Genomic DNA, 22086 nt, shown 5'->3' on the forward strand with positions numbered 1-22086 from the left:
CGCAGCGCAGCGCCGAGCCCCGCCGTCGCACGGCGAGTCCCACCGCCGACGCGGCGTTCCCCGCGAGCCCCTGAGCCGACATCACCGGACGAACTCCGCGAGTCGGTTATATGCGCGGGTTCCGGCCCTGACGGATGATTCTGGCCCACGACCCGGGCCTTGCCGCAAGCCCCCCGGTTCGCTATACCTTGAATATGGCAAGGAGTGGGTAACTCCTTGCCTTTGTCATTTCTCCTCCGCCGTGGACGGACGAGCTCCTCCCGAAGCGGTGACGAACCGTACGGCGCTGCCGGAGGCCCCGCCCACCGGCAGACGGCGCTGCCGCGGAGCGAGCGGTTCCGTACCGGCTGCGGCAGGGCGTCGTCTAGAGCGCGGCCGATCCCACGGTGGTCCGCCCATTCCCGCCGGCGGGCCGTGAACGCACCCCACCTGATCGCCCTCGTCCGCGCCGGAGCCCGCTTCGAACGCGGCCACCTCGTCGAACGCCCGGAGGGCCACGCAGAGCCTGAACTATCTCAGCTGACCCCCAGGCCGATGAGTTCTCCGGCTGACTGCAGTCTTCCTTGCGACATCCCGCCCGGCCGGCGGGGCGGGAAGCCGGTGGATCCCGGTGTCATGGAGGAGGAGAGATGGAGGCCAGGATGAACACTCCGATTCGGCTGTACATGTCGATGTCCCTCGACGGCTATATCGCCGGACCGGACGATCGGCCGGGCCAGGAGCTCGGACGCAACGGTGGGCGGCTCTTCAACTGGCTCGACGACCGGGGCTCCGACGGGCCCAGTGGACAGGTCTACCGCGAAGCGCTGGCAACCGGCGCAGTGATCTCCGGACGTCGGACATTCGAACTCGCCGGGCGCTGGCAGGGCGACCATCACGACGGCGTCCCGATCTTCGTCCTCACCCACCACGAGGATGACGGGGACGTGCCACCGGGCCACGCGCGATTCGTCACCGATGTCGCGGACTGCGCCCGTCAGGCTCGCATGGCAGCCGGTGACCGGCCGGTCATGGTCCACGGAGCGGGAGCGGCCCAAGCCCTTCTCCGAGCCGGGCAGATCGACGAGATGGAGATCCATCTGGTCCAGGTCATTCTCGGCAGCGGCCGACGGCTGTTCGAGCATCTCGGTAGTGAGCACATTGAACTCGACCTCGTCCGCCGGCTCGACGATCGAGACGTCACGCACCTCCGCTACCGGGTGCACCAATCCGGGAAGGCCTCATGAAGACGCTCTTCGTCGCGTACCGCGTTACCGATCTGGACCGCTCGCTCGGTTTCTACACCGCCTTGGGCTACGTCGAACTGGGCAGAGTCGAAGGCGGTGACGGTGCTCGCCTTGCGATCCTGCAGTTCCCCGGCGAACCGGCGGCCTCGCTCGAACTGGTCCACCGTCCGGGCCACGGACGCATCGACGTGGGCAACGGGTTCGACCATCTCGCGATCCAGGTGGAAACACTCGTCACCGTCCTGGAGACCCTGGCCGGATCCGGCCTGGAGCCGGAGCCTGTCCAGTATCCGGGCGGCCCTCATGGCCCGAAGACATCGTGGCTCACGGACCCGGACGGCTACCGGATCGAGTTGGTGGAATGGCCGTCCGGACATCCTGACGGCATCACCGCAGCAGACTTCTCCTGAGGCAGTCAAAGTGAGTGGAGTGACGACACCCGTCGGTGCGGCCGCGGCGCGACGCGCCGCCCGGTGCCCATGACACTTCCCGAACTGCTCCGCGAAGTCCGTTCGGAGCGTGTGCGAGCAAGGAGCCGGGCGCTGCACACGCTGTCCAGGATCGGGGACCAGCAGGCGTGGTCGGCGGTCCTACGGGCGCGGTGGTCCGGCGCCGGCGACGCGGCGACGCGGAGCGCGCCGGACGGCCCACCCCGGCCGCTCGACCTCGCGCGGCTGCCCGCCCCGCACCGATTCGTTGCATAAAACTGCATGCGAGCGTATAGTCATGCCATCGACGAGGAGGGTTCCGGTGGCGGTACGTGCAGCAGTGGCAGGGGCAAGTGGATACGCCGGCGGCGAGGTGCTGCGTCTGTTGCTGGCCCACCCGGATGTCGAGATCGGCGCCCTGACCGGCAACTCCAACGCCGGGCAGCCGCTCGGCACGCTGCAGCCCCATCTGCGTCCGCTGGCCGGCCGGGTGCTCCGGCCGACCACCGCCGAGGTGCTCTCCGGCCATGATGTGGTCTTTCTGGCGTTGCCGCACGGGCAGTCCGCAGCCGTGGCCGAGCAGCTCGGTGACGATGTGCTGGTTGTCGACATGGGAGCCGATTTCCGGCTGAGGGACGCCGGCGACTGGGAGAGGTTCTACGGCTCGCCGCACGCCGGTACCTGGCCGTACGGCCTGCCCGAGCTGCCCGGAGGGCGCGCAGCGCTCGCCGGTACCAAGCGCATCGCGGTGCCGGGGTGCTACCCCACGGCCGTGTCGCTCGCCCTCTTCCCGGCGTACGCCGCCGGCCTCGCCGAGCCGGAAGCGGTGATCGTCGCGGCCTCCGGCACCTCAGGAGCGGGCAAGTCCGCCACGCCGCGTCTGCTGGGCTCCGAGGTCATGGGCAGCATGTCCCCCTACGGCGTCGGCGGCGGTCACCGGCACACCCCGGAGATGATCCAGAACCTCAGCGCGGCAGCGGGCGGCCCGGTCACGGTGTCCTTCACGCCGACGCTCGCCCCGATGCCCCGCGGCATTCTCGCCACCTGCAGTGCCAGGGCGAAGCCGGGGGTTACCGCGGAGACCGTGCGCGCCGCGTACGAGAAGGCCTTCGCCGACGAGCCGTTCGTGGAGCTGCTGCCCGAGGGGCAGTGGCCGGCGACGGCGTCGGTGTACGGCTCCAACGCCGTACAGATCCAGGTCGCCCATGACGCGGCGGCGGGCCGGATCATCGCGATCAGCGCCATCGACAATCTCGCCAAGGGCACCGCGGGCGGCGCCCTGCAGAGCATGAACATCGCCCTCGGGCTTCCCGAGGACACCGGGCTCTCCACGGTCGGGGTGGCCCCGTGAGCGACAGGCAAGCGGCCGCCGCACCGGGGGCGGGCCCAAGCACACCGCTGGGCGGAGTGACCGACAGTGACACGAGCCGCCGGACCGGCGGGGCGAACGAGGAGATTCAGTGAGCGTCACGGCAGCCAAGGGGTTCACGGCAGCGGGCATCGCCGCCGGAATCAAGGAGAGCGGCGGCCCGGATCTGGCCCTCGTGGTCAACAACGGACCCCGGCTGGCCGCCGCGGGCGTCTTCACGTCCAACCGCGTCAAGGCGGCGCCCGTTCTCTGGTCGGAGCAGGTCCTCAAGGGCGGAGTCGTGGGCGCCGTCGTCCTCAACTCCGGCGGCGCCAACGCCTGTACCGGCCCCAAGGGCTTCCAGGACACCCACGCCACAGCAGAGAAGGCGGCCGAGGTCCTGGGACAGAACGCGGGGGAGGTCGCCGTCGCGTCGACCGGGCTCATCGGGCTGCTGCTGCCGATGGACAAGCTGCTGCCGGGCATCGAGCAGGCCGCCGGCGAACTCTCCGCGCACGGTGGGGAGAAGGCGGCCATCGCCATCAAGACCACCGACACCGTGCACAAGACCGCCGTCGCGGGCGGCGAAGGCTGGAGCGTCGGCGGGATGGCCAAGGGTGCGGGCATGCTCGCCCCCGGCCTCGCCACCATGCTGGTCGTCCTCACCACGGACGCCGACCTGGAGAGCGGGACGCTCGACAGGGCGCTGCGCTCGGCCACCCGCACCACGTTCGACCGAGTCGACTCCGACGGCTGCATGTCCACCAACGACACGGTGCTGCTGCTCGCCTCGGGTGCGTCCGAAGTGACGCCCGGCCACGAGGAGTTCGCCGAAGCGGTCCGTACGGTCTGCGACGACCTCGCCCGCCAGCTGATCGGCGACGCGGAGGGCGCGAGCAAGGACATCCGTATCGAGGTCGTCAACGCCGCGTCCGAGGACGACGCAGTCGAGGTCGGCCGCTCCATCGCCCGCAACAATCTCCTCAAGTGCGCCATCCACGGGGAGGACCCGAACTGGGGCCGGGTGCTCTCCGCGATCGGCACCACCGCGGCCGCGTTCGAGCCCGACGCGCTCAGTGTCGCCATCAACGGCGTCTGGGTCTGCAAGAACGGTTCGGTGGGCGAGGACCGCGACCTCGTCGACATGCGGTACCGCGAGGTGAAGATCACCGCTGACCTCGCTGCGGGCAGCGAGTCCGCCGTGATCTGGGCCAACGATCTGACCGCCGACTACGTCCACGAGAACAGCGCGTACAGCTCATGAGCACTCGTAAGCACACCGCACTGCCCAAGGCGCAGACTCTCATCGAGGCCCTGCCCTGGCTGACGCGTCATCACGGCAAGACCGTCGTCATCAAGTTCGGCGGCAACGCCATGGTCGACGAGGACCTGAAGGCCGCGTTCGCGCAGGACGTCGTCTTCCTGCGGCACGCCGGTCTCAAGCCGGTCGTGGTGCACGGCGGCGGTCCGCAGATCAGCGCCCAGCTCGACCGGCACGGCCTGGTCAGCGAGTTCAAGGCCGGGCTGCGGGTGACGACACCCGAGGCGATGGACGTCGTACGGATGGTCCTCGCCGGCCAGGTCCAGCGAGAACTGGTCGGACTGCTCAACCAGCACGGCCCGTTCGCCGTGGGAATGACCGGCGAGGACGCGCACACCATCACAGCGGTACAGCACTTCCCGCAGATCGACGGCAGGTCCGTGGACATCGGCAGGGTCGGCGAGATCACCGGGATCGACACCGGCGCGATCCAGGCGCTGCTCGACGACGGCCGTATCCCGGTCATCTCGTCCATCGCCCGCAGCGCTCACGACAACCATGTCTTCAACGTCAACGCCGACACCGCCGCGGCTGCGCTGGCCGCCGCGCTGAACGCCGAGACCCTGATGGTGCTGACCGATGTCGAGGGACTCTACGAGGACTGGCCCCACAGCGACGACGTCATCAGCAGGCTCACCGCGAAGCAGTTGGAGATGCTGCTGCCCGAGCTCGCCAGCGGAATGGTCCCCAAGATGGAGGGCTGCCTGTTCGCCGTACGGAACGGTGTCACCACCGCTCGCGTGATCGACGGGCGGGTCCAGCACTCGATCCTGCTGGAGATCTTCACCGACGAGGGCATCGGCACGATGGTCGTGCCCGACAGCGAAGAGACCGACACCGAGACCGCCACCGAGGGGGAGTCATGACCCACCAGGAACTCGCACAGCGCTGGCAGGGCGCGCTGATGGACAACTACGGCGTCCCGAAGCTCTCACTCGTGAGCGGCTCCGGCGCGACCGTCAGGGACGCCGACGGCACGGCCTACACCGACTTCGTCGGCGGTATCGCGGTCAACGCGCTCGGCCACGCCCATCCGGCGGTCGTCGACGCGGTCTCGCGGCAGATCGCCTCACTGGGTCATGTGTCCAACCTCTTCATCGCCGAGCCGCCCATCGCGCTCGCCGAACGGCTGCTCCAGCTCTTCGACCGCCCGGGACGCGTGTACTTCGCCAACTCGGGCGCGGAGGCGAACGAAGCCGCCTTCAAGATCGGCCGGCTGACCGGGCGCACCCATATGGTCGCCACCCAGGGGGCGTTCCACGGCCGCACCATGGGGGCGCTGTCGCTCACCGGGCAGCCCGGAAAGCAGAACGGCTTCGAGCCGCTGCCCGGAGTGGTCACCCACGTTCCCTACGGCGACGCGGACGCACTGCGCGCGGTCGTCACCGAGAACACCGCTTTCGTGATCATCGAGCCGATCCAGGGGGAGAGCGGCGTCGTGGTCCCGCCCCGGGACTATCTCCGGGCCGCCCGCGAGATCACCCGTGCCACCGGCACACTGCTGGTGCTCGACGAGGTCCAGACCGGCATCGGCCGCACCGGCCAGTGGTTCGAGTACCAGGCACACGATGGTGTGGAACCCGATGTCGTCACGCTGGCCAAGGGCCTGGGCGGGGGACTTCCGCTCGGCGCTGCCGTCGCTTTCGGCCCGGCGGCCGAACTGCTCCGCCCCGGTCAGCACGGCACCACCTTCGGCGGCAATCCGGTCGCCTGCGCTGCCGGACTCGCGGTCCTGGACACGATCGCCGCCGACGGAATCCTCGACCGGGTGAAGCGCATCGGGGAGAAGCTGCGGGAGGGAATCGAGTCGCTGGGGCACCCGTTGGTCGGGCACGTCCGCGGTGCCGGTCTGCTGCTGGGTATCGTGCTCACCGAGCCCCGCGCGGCGCAGCTGCAGCAGGCGGCTCAGGACGCCGGTTTCCTGGTGAACTCGCCCGCCCCCGATGTCGTACGGCTGATGCCGCCGCTGATCATCGGCGACAACGAGGTGGACGCGTTCCTCCAGGCGCTGCCGGGCGTCCTCGACCGGGCGAACGGGGAAGAGCGATCCGCAGAATGAGGCGACGATGACCGAGGCGCAGGAAACCGAGCACAACGGACCTTCGGTCCCGCAGACCCGTACGGCCCGCCACCGGCGGATCGTGGACATCCTCAACCGCGGTCCGGTCCGCTCGCAGAGCCAGCTCGCGAAGCTGCTCGCCGACGACGGGCTGAGCGTCACTCAGGCGACCCTTTCCCGGGACCTCGACGAGCTGGGAGCGGTGAAGATCCGCAACACGGGTGGGGAGCTGATCTACGCGGTGCCGAGCGAGGGCGGATACCGCACCCCGCACGCGCCCCTCGGCGGATCGGCCAAGGAAGAACGGATGCGCCGGCTCTCCGCGGAACTTCTGATCTCAGCGGAGGCCTCGGCCAATCTGGTCGTACTGCGAACGCCACCCGGTGCTGCCCAGTTCCTCGCGTCGGCCATCGACCAGGCCGAACTGCACGACATCCTCGGCACGATCGCGGGTGACGACACGCTCATGCTGATCAGCCGCGATCCAGCAGGCGGGCAGGCGCTCGCGGACCATCTGCTGCGGCTGGCTCAGAACCCTCGCTGAGCCCGCGCGGGTCCTCCGGCCGGCCTCAGTACCGGGTCAGCGCAGTCGGGCCCCAGCGGGTGCCGATCGCGATGTGCGGGCGCCGGGCCGGATCGGCCCAGGCCAGGATGCGGTCCATGGCGGCTGCCGGCACGGACACACAACCGGCTGTCGCGCCGCGTCCGTTGACATGGAGGAATATTCCGGCGCCCCGCCCGCGCGCCGGATCGGCGTAGTTGAAGCCGATCACCATCGCGCGGGCGTACTGCGTCCGGTAGCGGGCCAGATGCTCCGCCTCGGCCGCCCGGCAGTCGGCGGGCAGTGGCTCCACCCACCGGTTGTAGCTCGTGGAGTCGTTGTCCTCGCACCACCAGGAGCGGTCGTCGACGCGCCGGTACGGGTAGCGCGTGCCGGCCGGAGCCGCGTCGGTTCCGAAGGCGTACGGCAGCTCGTACAGGCCGGTGGGTGTGGTGTCGGTGCCCTGCTTGCGTTGCCGGCCCTCGGCGAGGCCGTTGGCACCGAAGCGGGCCGGGGCGGATCCCGACTTCACCCAGGTGCCCGCCCGCAGGCTCCACCAGCTCAGCGTGCCCGTGGTGGAACCGGTGTCGGCGGCCTCGGCGGTGAGCAGCTGGGTGCCGTCGCCGGCGTCGGCGAGTGTCTCCGGGAGAGGCGGAGCCTCGTAGGGGTGTGCCGCGACCGAGCCGGTGAGGGCCAGCAGGGCAAAACCGATCAGCATAGATCTGCGCATGCCAGCACCGTATGCACCGTCGCGGCGTGGCGCCCCCGGATGTGCTCCGTACGGGCCACTGCCCTACCCCGCGGGTGAGCCGTCCGGAGCCGGCTGACCCGAACGGTCGCCGAGCGGTTCGGTCTTCCGGGAGCGATGGGCCATGGAGGCCGCGACCAGCGCACCCGAGATGTTGTGCCAGACCGAGAAGATCGCGGCGGGCAGCGCGGCCAGCGGGCTGAAGTGGGCGGTGGCCAGAGAGGCGGCCAGGCCGGAGTTCTGCATGCCCACCTCGAAGGCCATCGCCCGGCTCCCCGGCCTGCCGAGCCGGGCCACCTTGCCCGCGCCGTAGCCGAGCAGCAGTCCGAGACCGTTGTGCAGGACCACGGCGAGGAGCACCATCGCCGCCGCGGACTTGATCGTCTCGGCGCTGCCACCCACCACCACGGCGACGATGACGGCCACCGTGGCGGCGGACAGCCAGGGCAGGGCGCCCAGAAGCCGGTCTATGTACCGGCCGGCCAGGAACCGCACGGCCAGTCCCGCGAGGACCGGAAGCAGCACGGTCTTCAGGATGTCGGTCATCATCGAGCCCGCGTCGACCGGCAGATAGGTGCCCGCGAGCAGCAGTGTCAGCGGAGGCGTCACCAGCGGGGCGACGATGGTGGAGACCGTGGCCACCGAGACCGACAGCGCCACGTCCCCGCGCGCCAGATAGGTGACCACGTTGGACGCCGTACCGCTCGGTGCGCAGCCCACCAGGATGACCCCGGCAGCCAGCTGCGGTGACAGATCCAGGGCGTGCGCGATCAGCCAGCCGAGACCCGGCATGATCACGTAGTGCGCCACGAGGCCGAGCCCCACGGCCCAGGGCCGTTTCGCCACCCCCCGGAAATCCACCGCGGTCATCGTCAGGCCCATGCAGAACATGACCACGCCGAGGAGGTACGGCACGGACACTCCCCAGCCGGCGAAGGCGCCTGGCGAGGCCAGGCCGATCGCCCCCGCCGCGAGGACGAGAAGGGGAAACACGGTGACCGCGCGGCGTGCCGCGCGATCGGTGGTGTCGGCGGGCTGAGGGGGAGCTTGTTCGGTTCGCACGCCGCGATGGAACGCCTGCGCCGCCCCCTGCCGCAACACCGTCTCGTTATGTGGTCCTTACACGGATAGTGCGGCCAGCCGGTGAGCGAGCGGATCGGCACCCAGGAAGGCGACCAGCTCAGCGAGGCCGGGCGCCGTGGCGGGGCCGCGCCGGGTGACCGCGTACGCCGCGGCGGCGTTGGCCCCGCGCGCCGCGGAGAGCGGATCGAGGCCCCGGCTCAGCAGGGCGAGAAAGGCACCGACATGGGCGTCTCCCGCACCATTGCTGTCCACCGCTTCCACAGCGAAGCCGGGCACATGGACCGGCGCGGTCCCCGGCGCAGCCAGCCAGCAGCCGTCCTTGTCCGCGCGCACGAGTACACCCGCGCCCGGCGAGAGCCGCTCCCGCAGGGCTGCCGCGGACCGCGCCGGATTCTCGTGGCCGGTCATCAGCCGTCCCTCGCGGGCATTGCAGCTGAGCCAGTCGGTGCGCGCGAGTACCGGGTCGAGCACCGCGGCGGGGATGCCGGCCACCAGCGGCGCGGGGTCGAAACAGACCGTGACCCCGGCCGGCAGCCGGGCGGTGAAGCGGGAGAGCAGGGGACCGTTCACCGGCATGACCAGGCCGTATCCCGACAGCTGTACCAGGTCGTCGCCGGTCAGCAGGTCCGCCACCGCGTCCAGTTCGGCCCCGGTGAGCCGGGAGTCGACGCCGAAGCTCGTGACGAACGTGCGCTCACCCCCGGAATCCACCAGCGCGACACAGAATCCGGTGTCCCCGTCCTCGCGCACCGGCAGCAGCGTCCGCACCCCCTCGGCGGCCAGCGCCTCCCGTACGAGATCGCCGTGCGGCCCCGTGCCGTGCAGGCCGGCGTACGCCGCCTCCGTACCGAGCCTGCGGGCCGCGACCAGGGTGTTGAAGCCGCCGCCAGCGGTCCGGTCGGTACGTGTACCGATGACGTCGCCGCCGCGTTCGGGCAGCGCGGGGACCTCGATCACCAGATCGACGATGACGTTTCCTGCGAGAACCAGTCGCGGCTTCATCGGACGGCCTCCTCGAGTGCGGGCGTGGTGACGGCGGTCACCGGCCGGTTGCGCCCGAACACCCCGTAACCGGCCGAGCCGACCGCCATTGAGATGGCCCAGCCCAGGCCGTTGGCGCCGAACCAGCTGCCGGCCAGCGGGCCCGAGAACCACACATCGTCGGTGCCCGTCGCGGCACGTGTGAAGAGCAGTCCGGCCACGATCGCGGCAACCCAGCTGAGCACGGCGGGCAGGTGGAAGCCGCCGGTGTACCAGTAGCGGCTGGTGCGGCCGGTGTTCATCAGGCTCGCGGCGTCGTAGGTGCGGCCGCGCAGCGTGTCCACGGCGATCACTCCGATCCAGGCGGAGATGGGGACGGCCAGCAGGGTCAGGAAGGTGGAGAAGGGGCCGTAGAAGTTCCCCGCGATCAGCATGAAGTAGATGCCGCCGAGGAACATCAGCACGACGTCGACCAGCACCGCGGCGGCCCTCGGCACCTTCAGCCCCAGCGTGATCATGGTCAGGCCCGCGGAGTAGGTGGACAGGTGGTTGGACATCAGCAGCCCGCCGAAGGCCGCGATCAGATACGGGACGGCCATCCAGGACGGCAGCATGGCGTTGATGGCGGCGACCGGGTCGGAAGCCGTGGCGAGCGCCGGGTCGCCCGCCGTGAGCAGCGAACCGAGTGAGATCAGCAGCACGAGCGGGATGCCGGCGCCGAACGCGGAAGCGGAGATGAGCCGGCCGCCCGGGACGGAGCGCGGAAGATAACGCGCGTAGTCCGCGCCCGCGTTGGCCCAGCCGATACCGGTTCCCGCGGCGATGAAGCCGATTCCGGCGATCACCCCGCTGGTGGGGCCGGCGGGGGCGGCCAGCACCTCGGACCAGTCGACTGTCGCGACGAGGAAACCCATCACGACGAGGTTCAGTACGCCGAAGAGGACCGTGGCCCATTTGTTGATCCACATGATGGTGGCGTGGCCGAGGCCGCTGATCAGCAGGGTGCACGCGATGAACACCAGGAGACAGACCACGGTGAGCGGGGTGTTGCGTGCCACCCCGAAGGCCACGCCGAGCAGGGCGAGCAGGGCGTACGCGGCGGTGGTCGTGGTGATCGTCTCCCAGCCGACCCGGCTCAGCCACGTGATGAGCGTGGGGCCGGCGTTCCCGCGCTGTCCGAAGACCGCCCGGGAGAGGGTGAGCGCCGGAGCGCCGCCCTTCTGCCCCGCGATGCTCAGCGCCCCGACCAGTGCGAAGGAACCGAACGAACCGAGCACGGCGACCAGCACCGCCTGCCAGATGTCGAGGCCGCGGAAGGCGACCAGCGTCGCACCGAGCGGCAGCCCGAGGAGGGAGATGTTGGCGGCGAACCAGGTCCAGAACATCTGGCCCGCGTGGCCATGACGCTCACTGTCGGGGACCGGCTCGATCCCTCGGGTCTCTACGGTGCCGACGCGGTCGTTCTTCGCTGAAGCGGCCATGACGGGACCTCCTTACGCAGTGCTCGGGTGGAACGGACGGATCGGGGGAGTTCAGCGGAGGGAGAGCAGCCGGATCGTCAGCGGCTCGAGATCGAGCCCATTGACCGCGCGCAGTGTGCGTACGGCATCGGCCGGCAGCCCGCTGAGCCCGTGCACGGAGCCGGCGATCGCGCCCGCCACTGCTCCGATGGTGTCGCTGTCACCGCCGAGGTTGGCGGCGAGCAGGGTGCTGCGCCAGGGGTCGCCGCCGGTCAGAGCGAGGACGGCGAAGGCGGCGGGCACGGACTCCTGGGTGGCGACACTGGTGCCGATGAGCGCGACGACCCGGTCCAGCGCCGTCGTTTCGTCGAGGCCGCGCACCAGTTCGCGGGCCCAGCCGATCCGGGCGGAGACATCTGCCCCGGCGATCCAGTTGCCGCGTTCGGAGCCGGCCCGTGCGGCGGCGATCGCCGCTTCGAAGGCTTCGTCCAGAGTGCCTCCGCCGACACCTGTGCTCACCGCGGCCGCCACGGCTGCCGCTCCGGCGATACCCACCGTGGTGTCGTGGGTGACCTGGCAGGACTCGACGACGCGGTCGAGCAGGACGGACTGCGGACCGGCGGCGAAGGCGATACCGACCGGGGTGACCCGCATGGCTGCGCCGTTGGTGGTGCCGTATCTGCCCGCTTCCCTGATGTCGGCGCCGCCCGCCACCGCGTCCAGAGCCGCCTTGGTCGAGGGGCCCAGCAGATCGAAGGAACCCTTGGCCCTCATCTCCTTCTCCCAGGCGAGCAGTTCGCCGGCGAAGCGGATTGGGTCGATGTGCCCGCCGCCCTCGGCGAGCAACCGGCCCACGATGACGGCCTGGTCGGTGTCGTCGGTGACCGAGCCGGCCGGCATCCCGGCGCTCACCGGATTGTCGGGCTGCGCGGCTTCGAAGCCGGTGACGTGTCCGTAGACACGCACCACGTCCTGGCGTGACATGACCTGGGTGGGCATGCCCAGGGCGTCCCCGAGCGCGAGCCCGTAGAAGGCGCCGAGTGCCCGGTCGAGCGTGTCGCGGTCGGTCATACGTGGCCTCCTCGGCCGGTGGTACGGACGTGCAGCTGGAACCGGGACGGATCGAGAAGACTGGTGACCTGCTCGACGACGGAGCCGTCGGCGGCGCGGAACACCTGGGACTGCCGGAGGAACGGTTCGCCGGGAGAGCGGCGCAGCGTGGCGGCGTCGGCTTCGCCGATGCCGGAGACCGAGATCCGCGCCTCGCCCGAATCGGCGATGCGCCCGGCGGCGATGAGCGCCGTGTTGAGGGAACCGTCACCGAGACCCCGCTCGGGCAGTCCGACGAGCGGGCCGACCGACGGGACCCGGCTGCGCTCCAGTGAGATGCCCTGCCCGCCGGGGAGTCGTCTGACCCGGTCGAGGGCGATGAACTCCGATGCCTCCAGGCCGAGTTCACCGGCCAGCGCCAGATCGGTGAACGTTTCGAACCGCAGCACTTCGGTGGTGAGCACGGTTCCCTGGTCGGCGAGCGCCTGGGTCCAGCCCAGGCGGTTGTCCAGGGGCGTCCCGTCGAACGTGACGAAGGAGCCGATCCCCGCGTGGGTGGCGATCAGCCCCTGCTCGCCGAGCGCGTTCAGCGCCTGCCGCACGGTGGTGCGGCTGACCCCGAAACGTTCCCGCAGGGTGTGCTCGCCGGGCAGTTTGGTGCCGTCGGCGTGCACTCCGGCGCGGATCTCCTCGGCGAGGATGTGCGAGACGCGATGATGTTTGTGAACCTGTCCAGGCATGTCTGAACGCTAAGCGGAGCGGATCGCTCCTGTCCATGGGTTCCGCCAGATTCTTTTCCGGGGCCGAGACGGAGAGCGGCCGGGCGGGCTCGAGGAGGGCGTGCGGGCAGGGCTGCGCGGGCCCGGGCAGGGCGTGCGGGCAGGGCCCGGGCGGGCCGGGGGAGGGTGTGCGGGCGCGAGAAAGGACCGGGGGAGCCCCGGCCCTTTCGGTTTGTCCTGCGCTATCGCTCCCCCGGGGCCGTGCCGTTCTCTCCGGCAGGGTTCTCCGCCGGCCCCGGTACACCGCTCAGTGCGGGGAGCGGCAGCGGCAGCCCCGGCAGCCCGTCGATGCTCCGGGCGATGTATTCCTTCTTCTCGAAGTACTGGCTGAGCGAGGTGTCGTCCTCGCGCTCGAACCTCCTGGCGTGCAGGTCGCGGTCCTCGTCGTACGACATGAAGGGAACCGCGTAACCGCAGGTGTCCCTGATCAGCTCGGCCGTCACCACGATGATCGCGCGAAGCCCGTGCCGAGTGGCGTCGACGCCGGGGAAGTGCGGGATCAGTTCGCCGAAGCGCGGGTCGTCACGGAAGACGGGCCGGCCGCGGCCGTGTATCCGCACGATGGTGGGGGGTCCCTGGAAAGCGCACCACATCAGGGTGATGCGGCCGTTCTCCCTGAGGTGCGCGACGGTTTCCGCATTGCTCCCGGCGAAGTCCAGATACGCCACGGTCCGCTCGTCGATCACCGCGAAGGAGCCGCTGACGCCTTTGGGGGAGAGGTTGACCGTGCCGTCGCCGTCGAGAGGCGCGGTGGCCGTGAAGAAGATGTGCTGCTCTTCGATGAAGGTTCTGAGTCGTCCGTCGATGCGCTCGTACGTCTTTCCCATGGGAGTGATTATCGTCCTGCGGTTCACTCGATGGTGTGCGTTCCGAGTGGTGGGACAGCCCTCGGGTCTCAGGGTTCACGGGTCTGCCGCCGCGCCGCCCGGGCCGCGCCTCACCGGCAGCTTTGACAAAACATACGGAGCATTGCATAGTTATACCTATCAGTGATTGCACCGTAAGGAGAAACCCGTGACCGAGCGCGTCGTACTCGCCTACTCGGGAGGCCTGGACACCTCCGTCGCCATCGGCTGGATCGCCGAGGAGACGGGCGCCGAGGTCATCGCCGTTGCCGTGGACGTCGGCCAGGGTGGCGAGGACCTGGACGTCATCCGCAAGCGGGCCATCGCCTGCGGTGCCGTCGAGGCCGAGGTGGCCGACGCCAAGGACGAGTTCGCCGACGAGTACTGCCTCCCGGCGATCAAGGCCAACGCCCTGTACATGGACCGCTACCCGCTGGTCTCGGCGCTCTCCAGGCCGGCGATCGTCAAGCACCTCGTCGCCGCCGCCAACAAGCACGGCGCCACCACGGTCGCTCACGGCTGCACCGGCAAGGGCAATGACCAGGTCCGTTTCGAGGCCGGTATCACCGCGCTCGGCCCCGACCTCAAGTGCATCGCGCCGGTCCGTGACTACGCGATGACCCGGGACAAGGCGATCGCCTTCTGCGAGGCGAAGAGCCTGCCGATCGCGACATCCAAGAAGTCCCCGTACTCCATCGACCAGAACGTCTTCGGGCGCGCCGTCGAGACGGGCCTTCTCGAGGACATCTGGAACGGACCGATCGAGGACGTCTACGAGTACACGCAGAACCCGTCCGTTCCGCGCGAGGCCGACGAGGTCGTCATCTCCTTCGAGGCCGGCGCACCGGTCGCCATCGACGGCAAGGAAGTCACTGTCCTCCAGGCGATCCAGCAGCTCAACGAGCGGGCAGGGGCCCACGGCGTCGGCCGGATCGACATGGTCGAGGACCGGCTCGTCGGCATCAAGTCCCGGGAGATCTACGAGGCGCCGGGCGCCATCGCGCTGATCACCGCGCACCAGGAGCTGGAGAACGTCACCGTCGAGCGTGAACTGGCCCGCTACAAGCGGCAGGTCGAGCAGCGCTGGGGCGAGATGGTCTACGACGGTCTCTGGTTCTCGCCGCTCAAGCGGGCTCTGGACGGTTTCATCAACGAGGCCAACCAGTACGTCACGGGCGACATCCGGATGACCCTGCAGGGTGGCCGCGCGGTGGTCACCGGACGGAAGTCCAGCGAGTCGCTGTACGACTTCAACCTGGCGACCTACGACTCGGGCGATACTTTCGACCAGTCCAAGGCGCAGGGCTTCATCGAGATCTTCGGCCTGTCGTCGAAGATCGCCGCGCGGCGTGACCTGAAGGCCTGATCCCCGCCCCGGCACCGACACGTGACGACCGCCTCCCCGATCCTCCGCGGCGGGGAGGCGGTCGCGTATATCCACCCTCTTGAGGAGTACTCAGTGAGCAGCAATACCGGTGATGTCCGGCTCTGGGGCGGTCGTTTCGCCGACGGCCCCGCCGAGGCGCTGGCGAATCTTTCCGCGTCGGTCCACTTCGACTGGCGGCTCGCGCCGTACGACATCGCCGGATCCCGCGCGCACGCCCGCGCCCTGCACAGGGCAGGCCTGCTCACCGAGGACGAACTGGCGCGGATGCACAACGGTCTCGACCGGCTCGAGGCGGATGTGGCGGACGGTTCTTTCACCGGGACCGTCGCCGACGAGGACGTGCACTCCGCACTGGAACGCGGTCTGCTCGAGCGCGTCGGCCCCGAGCTCGGCGGCAAGCTGCGGGCCGGCCGGTCCCGCAACGACCAGATCGCGACGCTCTTCCGGATGTACCTGCGGGACCACGCCCGCATCATCGGCGGCCTGATCGCCGACTTCCAGGACGCCCTGGTCGGCCTCGCCGACGCACACCCGGATGCCGCCATGCCCGGTCGTACGCACCTGCAGCACGCCCAGCCGGTGCTCTTCGCCCACCATGTGCTGGCTCATGTGCAGGCCCTGTCCCGGGACGCGGAGCGGCTGCGCCAGTGGGACGAGCGGACCGCGGTCTCGCCCTACGGATCGGGCGCGCTGGCCGGGTCCTCGCTGGGTCTGGACCCCGAGGCGGTCGCCGCGGACCTCGGCTTCGAGCGCGGCTCGGCCGGCAACTCCATGGACGGCACCGCTTCACGTGACTTCGTCGCGGAGTTCGCCTTCATCACCGCGATGATCGGCGTCAACCTCTCGCGGATCGCGGAGGAGGTCATCATCTGGAACACGAAGGAGTTCTCCTTCGTGACCCTGCACGACGCCTTCTCGACCGGCTCGTCGATCATGCCGCAGAAGAAGAACCCGGATGTCGCCGAACTGGCGCGGGGCAAGTCGGGCCGGCTGATCGGCAACCTGACGGGGCTGATGGCCACCCTCAAGGCCCTCCCGCTCGCATACAACCGTGATCTGCAGGAGGACAAGGAGCCGGTTTTCGACTCCTGTGACCAGCTGGAGGTCCTGCTCCCGGCGTTCACCGGGATGATGGCCACCCTGACCGTCCACCGGGAGCGTATGGAGGAGCTCGCCCCTGCGGGCTTCTCACTCGCCACCGACATCGCCGAGTGGCTGGTCAGGCAGGGCGTGCCGTTCCGGGTCGCGCACGAGGTGGCCGGCGCGTGCGTCAAGGAGTGCGAGCAGCAGGGGATCGAACTCGACCAGCTCAGCGACGAGCAGTTCGCGAAGATCTCCGGCCATCTCACCCCCGAGGTGCGTACGGTCCTGAACGTCCCCGGCGCTCTGGCCGCCCGCACCGGCCGTGGCGGTACCGCACCGTCCGCGGTCGCCGTGCAGCTCGTGGAGGTCAAGGCCAACCTGGTCATCCAGCACGCCTGGGCGTCGGCGAAGAAGTAGCTGTTCCTGTGGCGTCCGGCACCTCACCCGGGGTGCCGGGAGCTGTTGCCGGTGATCGTGGGTAGAGGTGAAGGAGACCGCAATCCCACCGATCCGCGCAGGGAGCCCCGCCCATGCCCTTCGCCCGCCTCAAGGCAGCGACCACCCCGACGGCCCACATCGGACTCGGCCTGGCGGCCGTCGGCAGGCCCGGATACATCAACCTGGGACGTGACCGGGACCTGCCTGCCGAGCGCACCCCCGAGATGCTCCTCGAACGGACCCATGAGCTGCTCGACGCCGCTTACGCGCAGGGAGTGCGCTACTTCGATGCCGCACGGTCCTACGGACGCGCCGAAGCGTTCCTCTCCGACTGGCTGCGTGCCCGCCCCGCGGTCCAGGACGTGGTCATCGGCAGCAAGTGGGGCTACACGTACACCGCGGACTGGCGTACCGACGCGGAGGTCCACGAGGTCAAGGACCACGGCGTGGCGACCTTCGAACGCCAGCGCACCGAGACCGGGATGCTGCTGGGGGAGCGGCTCGATCTCTATCAGATCCACTCCCTGACCGCCGGGAGTCCCGCCCTCACCGACACCGCACTGCACGCCCGGCTCGCCGAGCTGGCCGCCGGTGGTGTGACCATCGGCTTCTCCACGAGCGGTCCCGATCAGGCGGACACCATTCGGGCGGCCCTCGACGTCACGGTCGACGGCAGCCCCCTCTTCGGCACCGTCCAGAGCACCTACAACCTGCTGGACACGGCGGCGGGCGATGCCCTGGAGGAGGCCCATGAAGCGGGCCTGACCGTGATCGTCAAGGAAGCGGTGGCGAACGGCCGACTGGCCGGACCAGCGGCGCCGGCCCCGCTGCGCGACATCGCCGAGGAAACCGGCGCGACCCCCGACGCGGTCGCTCTGGCGGCCGTCCTCTGCCGTCCCTGGGCGGGTGTTGTCCTCTCCGGAGCCGCTACCACGGCCCAGCTGTCGGCCAATCTGCATGCCGCGGTGGTCGACCTGGGCCAGGAACAGCTGGACCGTCTGGGCGAACTGGGGGAGGAGCCCGCCGCGTACTGGCAGCAGCGTGCCAAGCTGCCCTGGAGCTGAGCGGCCCGCCCCGCCTGCGCGGTGCCGGTCGCCGCACAGCGCAGGCTCCCCGGGCAGTGTCCGGCGCCCGGTGCCGGTTCAGGAAGGATCGAACAGGGCGCTGACCGACTCGCCGTTGTGGATGCGCCGCACGGCCTCGGCCAGGGCCGGAGCGATCGAGAGCACCGTCAGCTTGTCCGGGCGGTCACCGGCCGGTATCGGCACCGTGTTCGTGCAGACGATCTCCAGCACGTCGCTCTGATCCGCCAGCCGCTTGAGAGCTCCCGCGGCGAACAGCCCATGGGTGCAGGCCACCCTGACCGAACGCGCCCCCAATTCGCGCAGCCGGTCCAGGAGTTCGAGCATCGTGCTGCCCTTGGCGATCTCGTCGTCCAGGACGATCACATCACGGTCGGCGACCTCGCCGATGACGGCGCTGATGGCCACCCGGTCGTCGGCGAAGCGCTGCTTGGCCCCGGCCGCGACCTGCACACCGAGGAGCCTGGCAAAGGCCGCAGCCTCCTTGGCGTTGCCGAGGTCCGGAGAGACGACCGTGGTGCGGGACAGATCGTAGGTGCGGAAGTGGGCGGCGAGCTCCCGCAGCGCGTGCAGATGATCGACAGGGCAGGAGAAGAACCCGTGCACCTGCGGTGAGTGGAGGGTCAGGGCGAGCACCCGGCCCGCGCCGGAGTTCACCAGCAGGTCGGCCACCAGCCGGCCGCCCAGGGAGATACGCGGGGCGTCCTTCTTGTCCGAACGGGCGTAGGCGTAGTGCGGCATCACCACGGTGATACGGCCCGCCGACGCGCCCCGTGCCGCGTCGCACATCAGCAGCAGCTCGACGAGGTTCTCCTGAACCGGTGCGACCAGCGGCTGGATCAGGAACACGTCGCGTTCCCGGCAGTTGGCCTGGAGCTGGACCTCCAGGCAGTCGTTGGCGAACCGGTTGACCCGCACCGGGCTCAGGGGGACTCCCAGGTGCGAGCTGACCTCTGCGGCCAGTTCGGGATGGGCGCTACCGCTGAATACAGCGATATCTCGCACGAACCGCTCCTCGCTGCTGAGTACTGCGCGGGCATCGCGTCCAGGAACCGGTCCGGGGAACCGCGCCGAACCGGCGTTGCGTACTCAGCCTAGCGGGAGCGCCCCTCCCGTTCCCGTCCCGGAGTTCACAGAAGGGCAGTTCACCGGGCGGCAGCAGCGCACCGGCCGGACCCCGCCGCCTCACACGAACGGCTGCACCCGTCCGGAGCCAACCCGTACAGGCCCGGCAGGACCCGGATCCGAGGACGGCCGGGGCGAGCTCCGGCGGGTGCCCCGGCCCTATCGAATGAGACAATGATGTCTCATTCGGGGTATCGTCGTCTCATGACCGTTGACCGGGATCAGGTGCTGCGTACCGCCGCGGCGCTTCTCACCCGCAAGGCGACCGCCACCATGGATGAGGTCGCCAGAGCTGCCGGCATCGGCAGAGCGACCCTGCACCGGCACTTCGCGGGGCGGGACGCGCTGGTCAGAGCGCTGGAGGAGCTCGGTATCGCGGAGTTCGAAGCAGCGCTCGACGCCGCGCGCACCGGCGAGGGCCCGGCCGTCGCCGCATTGCGGCGGTTCATCACGGAGGTGGAGCCCGCTGCCGGACTGCTCGCTTTCCTCGTCACCGAGAACCAGCTCTTCGAGGGCGAAGAGGTGAACGAGGGCTGGGCGAGGCTGGACGCCCGGGTCTCCTCGATATTCCGGCGCGGGCAGGAGCAGGGCGAGATCCGGATCGATCTGTCCCCGGCCTGGCTGACCGAGGCGCTGTACGGGCTCATCGGGACCTGCGCCTGGGCGATCCAGGACGGCAGGGTGGCGGCCAAGGACTTCTCATTCATGATCGCCGAGTTGCTGCTCGGCGGAGCACAGCGGAGCGTGGAGCAATGACCAGTAGCGACGAGCCCGGGCACCGTCTCGGCCGCTGGCTCGCCCTCTCCGTCCTCGTACTGGCCGTGCTGCTGGTCGCGGTCGACGCGACCGTACTCGGCCTGGCCACCCCCTTCCTCAGCGAGGATCTCAAGCCCTCGGGCACCCAGCTGCTGTGGATCGGTGACATCTACTCCTTCGTCATCGCGGGACTGCTCGTCTCCATGGGCAGCCTCGGTGACCGGATCGGCCGGAAGAAGCTGCTGCTCACCGGTTCTGTCGCGTTCGGCGGAATCTCCGTGCTCAACGCCTACGCGACCAGCCCCGAAATGATGATCGTCGCCCGGGCGCTGCTCGGTGTCGCGGGTGCCACGCTGATGCCGTCCACCCTCGCGCTGATCCGCAACATCTTCCACGATCCCAAGGAACGCAGCCTGGCGGTGGGTATCTGGGGCGCGGCCGCATCGGCCGGCACGGCGGTCGGTCCTGTCGTCGGCGGATTCCTGCTGGAGAACTTCTGGTGGGGGTCGGTCTTCCTGATCAACCTGCCGGTGATGGCCGTGCTCGTCGTGGTCGGTATCAAACTCCTGCCCGAGTCGCGCGATCCCGCCCCCGGACCGTGGGACCTGGTCAGTGTGCTTCTCTCGCTGGTCGGTGTGATGGCGGTGGTGTACGCGGTGAAGGAAGCGGCGGTCGAAGGCTTCCGCTGGGACATCCTGGGGGCCGGGGCCCTCGGCTTGCTGGCCCTGTACTGGTTCGTCCGGCGGCAGCTGACGCTGGAATCGCCGCTGCTCGATATGCGGCTGTTCCAGCACCGGGGGTTCTCCGGAGCGGTACTCGCCGACCTGCTGACCATCCTCGGTCTCTCGGGTCTGGTCTTCTTCCTCTCGCAGTTCCTCCAGCTGGTGCAGGGACGCTCGCCGCTCGATGCCGGGCTGATCGAACTTCCGGCGGCGGTCGGGGCGGTGAGCACCGGTCTGATGGCCGGCTATGTGGCCCGCAGGGCATCGGTACGCAGCGCGGTGGCCGGGGGTCTGTCGGCGGTGGGTGTGGCACTCGCCGGCTGTGTGTTTCTCAACGCCTCCACCGGCGTCGTGGTTCTGGGGCTGTCGCTGTTCGTCGGCGGCCTCGGGGCGGGCCTCTCCTTCACGGTGACCTCCGACGTCATCCTCTCCAGTGTTCCCAAGGAACAGGCGGGAGCGGCGTCCGGGGTGTCCGAGACGGCCTACGAACTGGGTGCCGCGCTCGGCATCGCGCTGCTCGGCTCCGTGGTCACCGGGATCTACCGCGGTTTCTCCGTCCCGCAGGGCGTCACGGCCGATGAAGCGGTCGCGGCGCACGAGTCGCTGGGCGGCGCGGTGGAAACGGCGCAGGCGCTCCCGCACGACCAGGGTGCCGCGCTGCTCTCATCGGCCCAGGACGCCTTCACGCACGGTTTCCAGGCGGCGGCCGGGGTGGGCTCCGCCGTCATCTTCGCCACCGCGTTGACGGCCTGGATCCTGCTGAAAGGGCAGAAGCTCGGCATCTGAGCACCGGGCGGGAGCGGTAGCGCACGCACCGGACATACGCCGGAGGACCGCCGCATCGTGCGACGGTCCTCCGCTGTACGGTGCCGTGGTCAGGCGGCCTTGGCCTTGGTCGCGTACATGTCCACGTACTCCTGGCCGGACAGGCGCATCACTTCGGCCATCACCGAGTCCGTCACCGCACGCAGCACATAGCGGTCTCGGTCCATTCCGTCGTAGCGGGAGAACTCCATCTGCTCACCGAAGCGGACCGTCACCTTCCCGGGGCGCGGCAGTCCCGAGCCGCCCGGCTGGATCCGGTCCGTGCCGATCATCGCGAACGGCACCACCGGCGCGCCGGTCATCAGGGTGAGCCGGGCGATGCCGGTGCGGCCGCGGTACAGCCGGCCGTCGGGGGAGCGGGTGCCCTCCGGATAGATCGAGAAGGCCTTGCCGTCCTCCAGCACCTGACGTCCTGTCATCAGCGCCGCGACGCCGCCGCGCCCGCCGTCGCGGTCCACCGGGATCATGCCCACACCGGTGAAGAACCAGGCCATCAGCCGGCCCTTGACGCCCTTGCCCGTGACGTACTCGTCCTTGCCGATGAAGAAGACCTGACGGTCCAGGCAGATCGGCATGATCATCGAGTCGATGAACGTCAGATGGTTGCCCGCGAGGATGACCGGACCCGTGCCGGGGATGTTCTCGGCGCCCTCCACCTGTGGGCGGAACATCAGGCGCATGATCGGTCCGAGCACTGCCTTGATGAGCGCGAGTCGGGACAACGGTTCCTCCGGAGTCGTGGCTGGGCAGCCGCTATGAAGTATGTGCAGGTGAGGACGATACTCGCGAGCTGAGTGCG

Annotated in this window: 21 protein-coding genes; 12 read left to right on the plus strand and 9 right to left on the minus strand. The window is 69.8% G+C overall.

Annotated elements, in window-relative coordinates:
- Nucleotides 1-641: 641 nt before the first annotated feature.
- The 7 genes from OHS16_RS26420 to OHS16_RS26455 all read left to right on the plus strand — a co-directional run bounded on the left by OHS16_RS26420 (nt 642) and on the right by OHS16_RS26455 (nt 6926).
- Complete coding sequence (locus tag OHS16_RS26420; protein WP_328539746.1) at nt 642-1226, plus strand: dihydrofolate reductase family protein; 585 nt, start codon at nt 642-644, stop codon at nt 1224-1226.
- A complete protein-coding gene (locus tag OHS16_RS26425) occupies nt 1223-1636 on the plus strand; it encodes a VOC family protein (RefSeq protein ID WP_328539747.1) in 414 nt (137 codons plus the stop codon). The genes OHS16_RS26420 and OHS16_RS26425 overlap by 4 nt, the downstream gene beginning before the upstream one ends.
- Before the next feature lie 340 nt (nt 1637-1976).
- Entirely contained in the window at nt 1977-3005 is a 1029-nt protein-coding gene (argC, locus tag OHS16_RS26435) for an N-acetyl-gamma-glutamyl-phosphate reductase (protein ID WP_328539748.1), read from the plus strand.
- A 109-nt stretch (nt 3006-3114) separates the two neighbouring features.
- Nucleotides 3115-4266, plus strand: coding sequence for a bifunctional glutamate N-acetyltransferase/amino-acid acetyltransferase ArgJ (argJ, locus tag OHS16_RS26440; protein WP_328539749.1), 1152 nt, complete (start codon nt 3115-3117; stop codon nt 4264-4266).
- Nucleotides 4263-5189, plus strand: coding sequence for an acetylglutamate kinase (gene argB, locus OHS16_RS26445; protein WP_328539750.1), 927 nt, complete (start codon nt 4263-4265; stop codon nt 5187-5189). Before argJ ends, argB begins: the two co-directional genes overlap by 4 nt.
- On the plus strand, nt 5186-6382 hold the full coding sequence (locus OHS16_RS26450; RefSeq protein ID WP_328539751.1) for an acetylornithine transaminase: 1197 nt from the start codon (nt 5186-5188) through the stop codon (nt 6380-6382). The genes argB and OHS16_RS26450 overlap by 4 nt, the downstream gene beginning before the upstream one ends.
- 7 nt (nt 6383-6389) lie before the next feature.
- A complete protein-coding gene (locus OHS16_RS26455; RefSeq protein ID WP_328539752.1) occupies nt 6390-6926 on the plus strand; it encodes an arginine repressor in 537 nt (178 codons plus the stop codon).
- 25 nt (nt 6927-6951) lie between these two features.
- Here the strand turns inward: OHS16_RS26455 and OHS16_RS26460 are convergent, their stop codons facing one another.
- The 7 genes from OHS16_RS26460 to OHS16_RS26490 all read right to left on the minus strand — a co-directional run bounded on the left by OHS16_RS26460 (nt 6952) and on the right by OHS16_RS26490 (nt 13851).
- Nucleotides 6952-7653, minus strand: coding sequence for a L,D-transpeptidase family protein (locus tag OHS16_RS26460; RefSeq protein ID WP_328539753.1), 702 nt, complete (start codon nt 7651-7653; stop codon nt 6952-6954).
- Between the two features lie 63 nt (nt 7654-7716).
- Entirely contained in the window at nt 7717-8733 is a 1017-nt protein-coding gene (locus OHS16_RS26465) for a bile acid:sodium symporter family protein (RefSeq protein WP_328539754.1), read from the minus strand.
- Between the two features lie 57 nt (nt 8734-8790).
- Complete coding sequence (locus OHS16_RS26470) at nt 8791-9756, minus strand: PfkB family carbohydrate kinase (protein ID WP_328539755.1); 966 nt, start codon at nt 9754-9756, stop codon at nt 8791-8793.
- Nucleotides 9753-11216, minus strand: coding sequence for a purine-cytosine permease family protein (locus OHS16_RS26475; RefSeq protein WP_328539756.1), 1464 nt, complete (start codon nt 11214-11216; stop codon nt 9753-9755). Before OHS16_RS26475 ends, OHS16_RS26470 begins: the two co-directional genes overlap by 4 nt.
- A 51-nt stretch (nt 11217-11267) precedes the next feature.
- Nucleotides 11268-12266, minus strand: a complete 999-nt coding sequence (locus OHS16_RS26480) for an ADP-ribosylglycohydrolase family protein (protein WP_328539757.1) — start codon at nt 12264-12266, stop codon at nt 11268-11270.
- The gene (locus OHS16_RS26485; protein WP_328539758.1) at nt 12263-12985 is read right to left on the minus strand and encodes a GntR family transcriptional regulator; all 723 of its coding nucleotides are present in this window, start codon (nt 12983-12985) and stop codon (nt 12263-12265) included. Before OHS16_RS26485 ends, OHS16_RS26480 begins: the two co-directional genes overlap by 4 nt.
- Before the next feature lie 221 nt (nt 12986-13206).
- Entirely contained in the window at nt 13207-13851 is a 645-nt protein-coding gene (locus OHS16_RS26490; RefSeq protein ID WP_328539759.1) for a pyridoxamine 5'-phosphate oxidase family protein, read from the minus strand.
- A 187-nt stretch (nt 13852-14038) separates the two neighbouring features.
- Here OHS16_RS26490 and OHS16_RS26495 point away from each other — a divergent pair, with 187 nt between their 5' ends.
- The 3 genes from OHS16_RS26495 (at nt 14039) to OHS16_RS26505 (ending at nt 17841) form a co-directional block, all read left to right on the plus strand.
- Nucleotides 14039-15235 carry an argininosuccinate synthase gene (locus tag OHS16_RS26495; RefSeq protein WP_328539760.1) on the plus strand — a complete coding sequence of 399 codons (1197 nt, stop codon included), beginning with the start codon at nt 14039-14041 and terminating at the stop codon, nt 15233-15235.
- 93 nt (nt 15236-15328) lie between these two features.
- Entirely contained in the window at nt 15329-16756 is a 1428-nt protein-coding gene (gene argH / locus OHS16_RS26500; RefSeq protein ID WP_328539761.1) for an argininosuccinate lyase, read from the plus strand.
- A 113-nt stretch (nt 16757-16869) separates the two neighbouring features.
- Complete coding sequence (locus tag OHS16_RS26505) at nt 16870-17841, plus strand: aldo/keto reductase (protein ID WP_328539762.1); 972 nt, start codon at nt 16870-16872, stop codon at nt 17839-17841.
- 78 nt (nt 17842-17919) lie between these two features.
- Here the strand turns inward: OHS16_RS26505 and OHS16_RS26510 are convergent, their stop codons facing one another.
- Complete coding sequence (locus OHS16_RS26510) at nt 17920-18864, minus strand: ribose-phosphate diphosphokinase (protein ID WP_328539763.1); 945 nt, start codon at nt 18862-18864, stop codon at nt 17920-17922.
- 324 nt (nt 18865-19188) lie between these two features.
- Here OHS16_RS26510 and OHS16_RS26515 point away from each other — a divergent pair, with 324 nt between their 5' ends.
- Together OHS16_RS26515 and OHS16_RS26520 are read left to right on the plus strand one after the other, a co-directional pair.
- The gene (locus OHS16_RS26515; protein WP_328539764.1) at nt 19189-19740 is read left to right on the plus strand and encodes a TetR/AcrR family transcriptional regulator; all 552 of its coding nucleotides are present in this window, start codon (nt 19189-19191) and stop codon (nt 19738-19740) included.
- The gene (locus OHS16_RS26520; protein WP_328539765.1) at nt 19737-21248 is read left to right on the plus strand and encodes an MFS transporter; all 1512 of its coding nucleotides are present in this window, start codon (nt 19737-19739) and stop codon (nt 21246-21248) included. Before OHS16_RS26515 ends, OHS16_RS26520 begins: the two co-directional genes overlap by 4 nt.
- A gap of 89 nt (nt 21249-21337) precedes the next feature.
- On the opposite strand, the gene OHS16_RS26525 is transcribed toward OHS16_RS26520, so the two are convergent.
- The gene (locus OHS16_RS26525; RefSeq protein ID WP_328539766.1) at nt 21338-22009 is read right to left on the minus strand and encodes a lysophospholipid acyltransferase family protein; all 672 of its coding nucleotides are present in this window, start codon (nt 22007-22009) and stop codon (nt 21338-21340) included.
- Between the last annotated feature and the right edge of the window lie 77 nt (nt 22010-22086).

The sequence above is a fragment of the Streptomyces sp. NBC_00344 genome, from assembly GCF_036088315.1.
Lineage (GTDB): Bacteria > Actinomycetota > Actinomycetes > Streptomycetales > Streptomycetaceae > Streptomyces.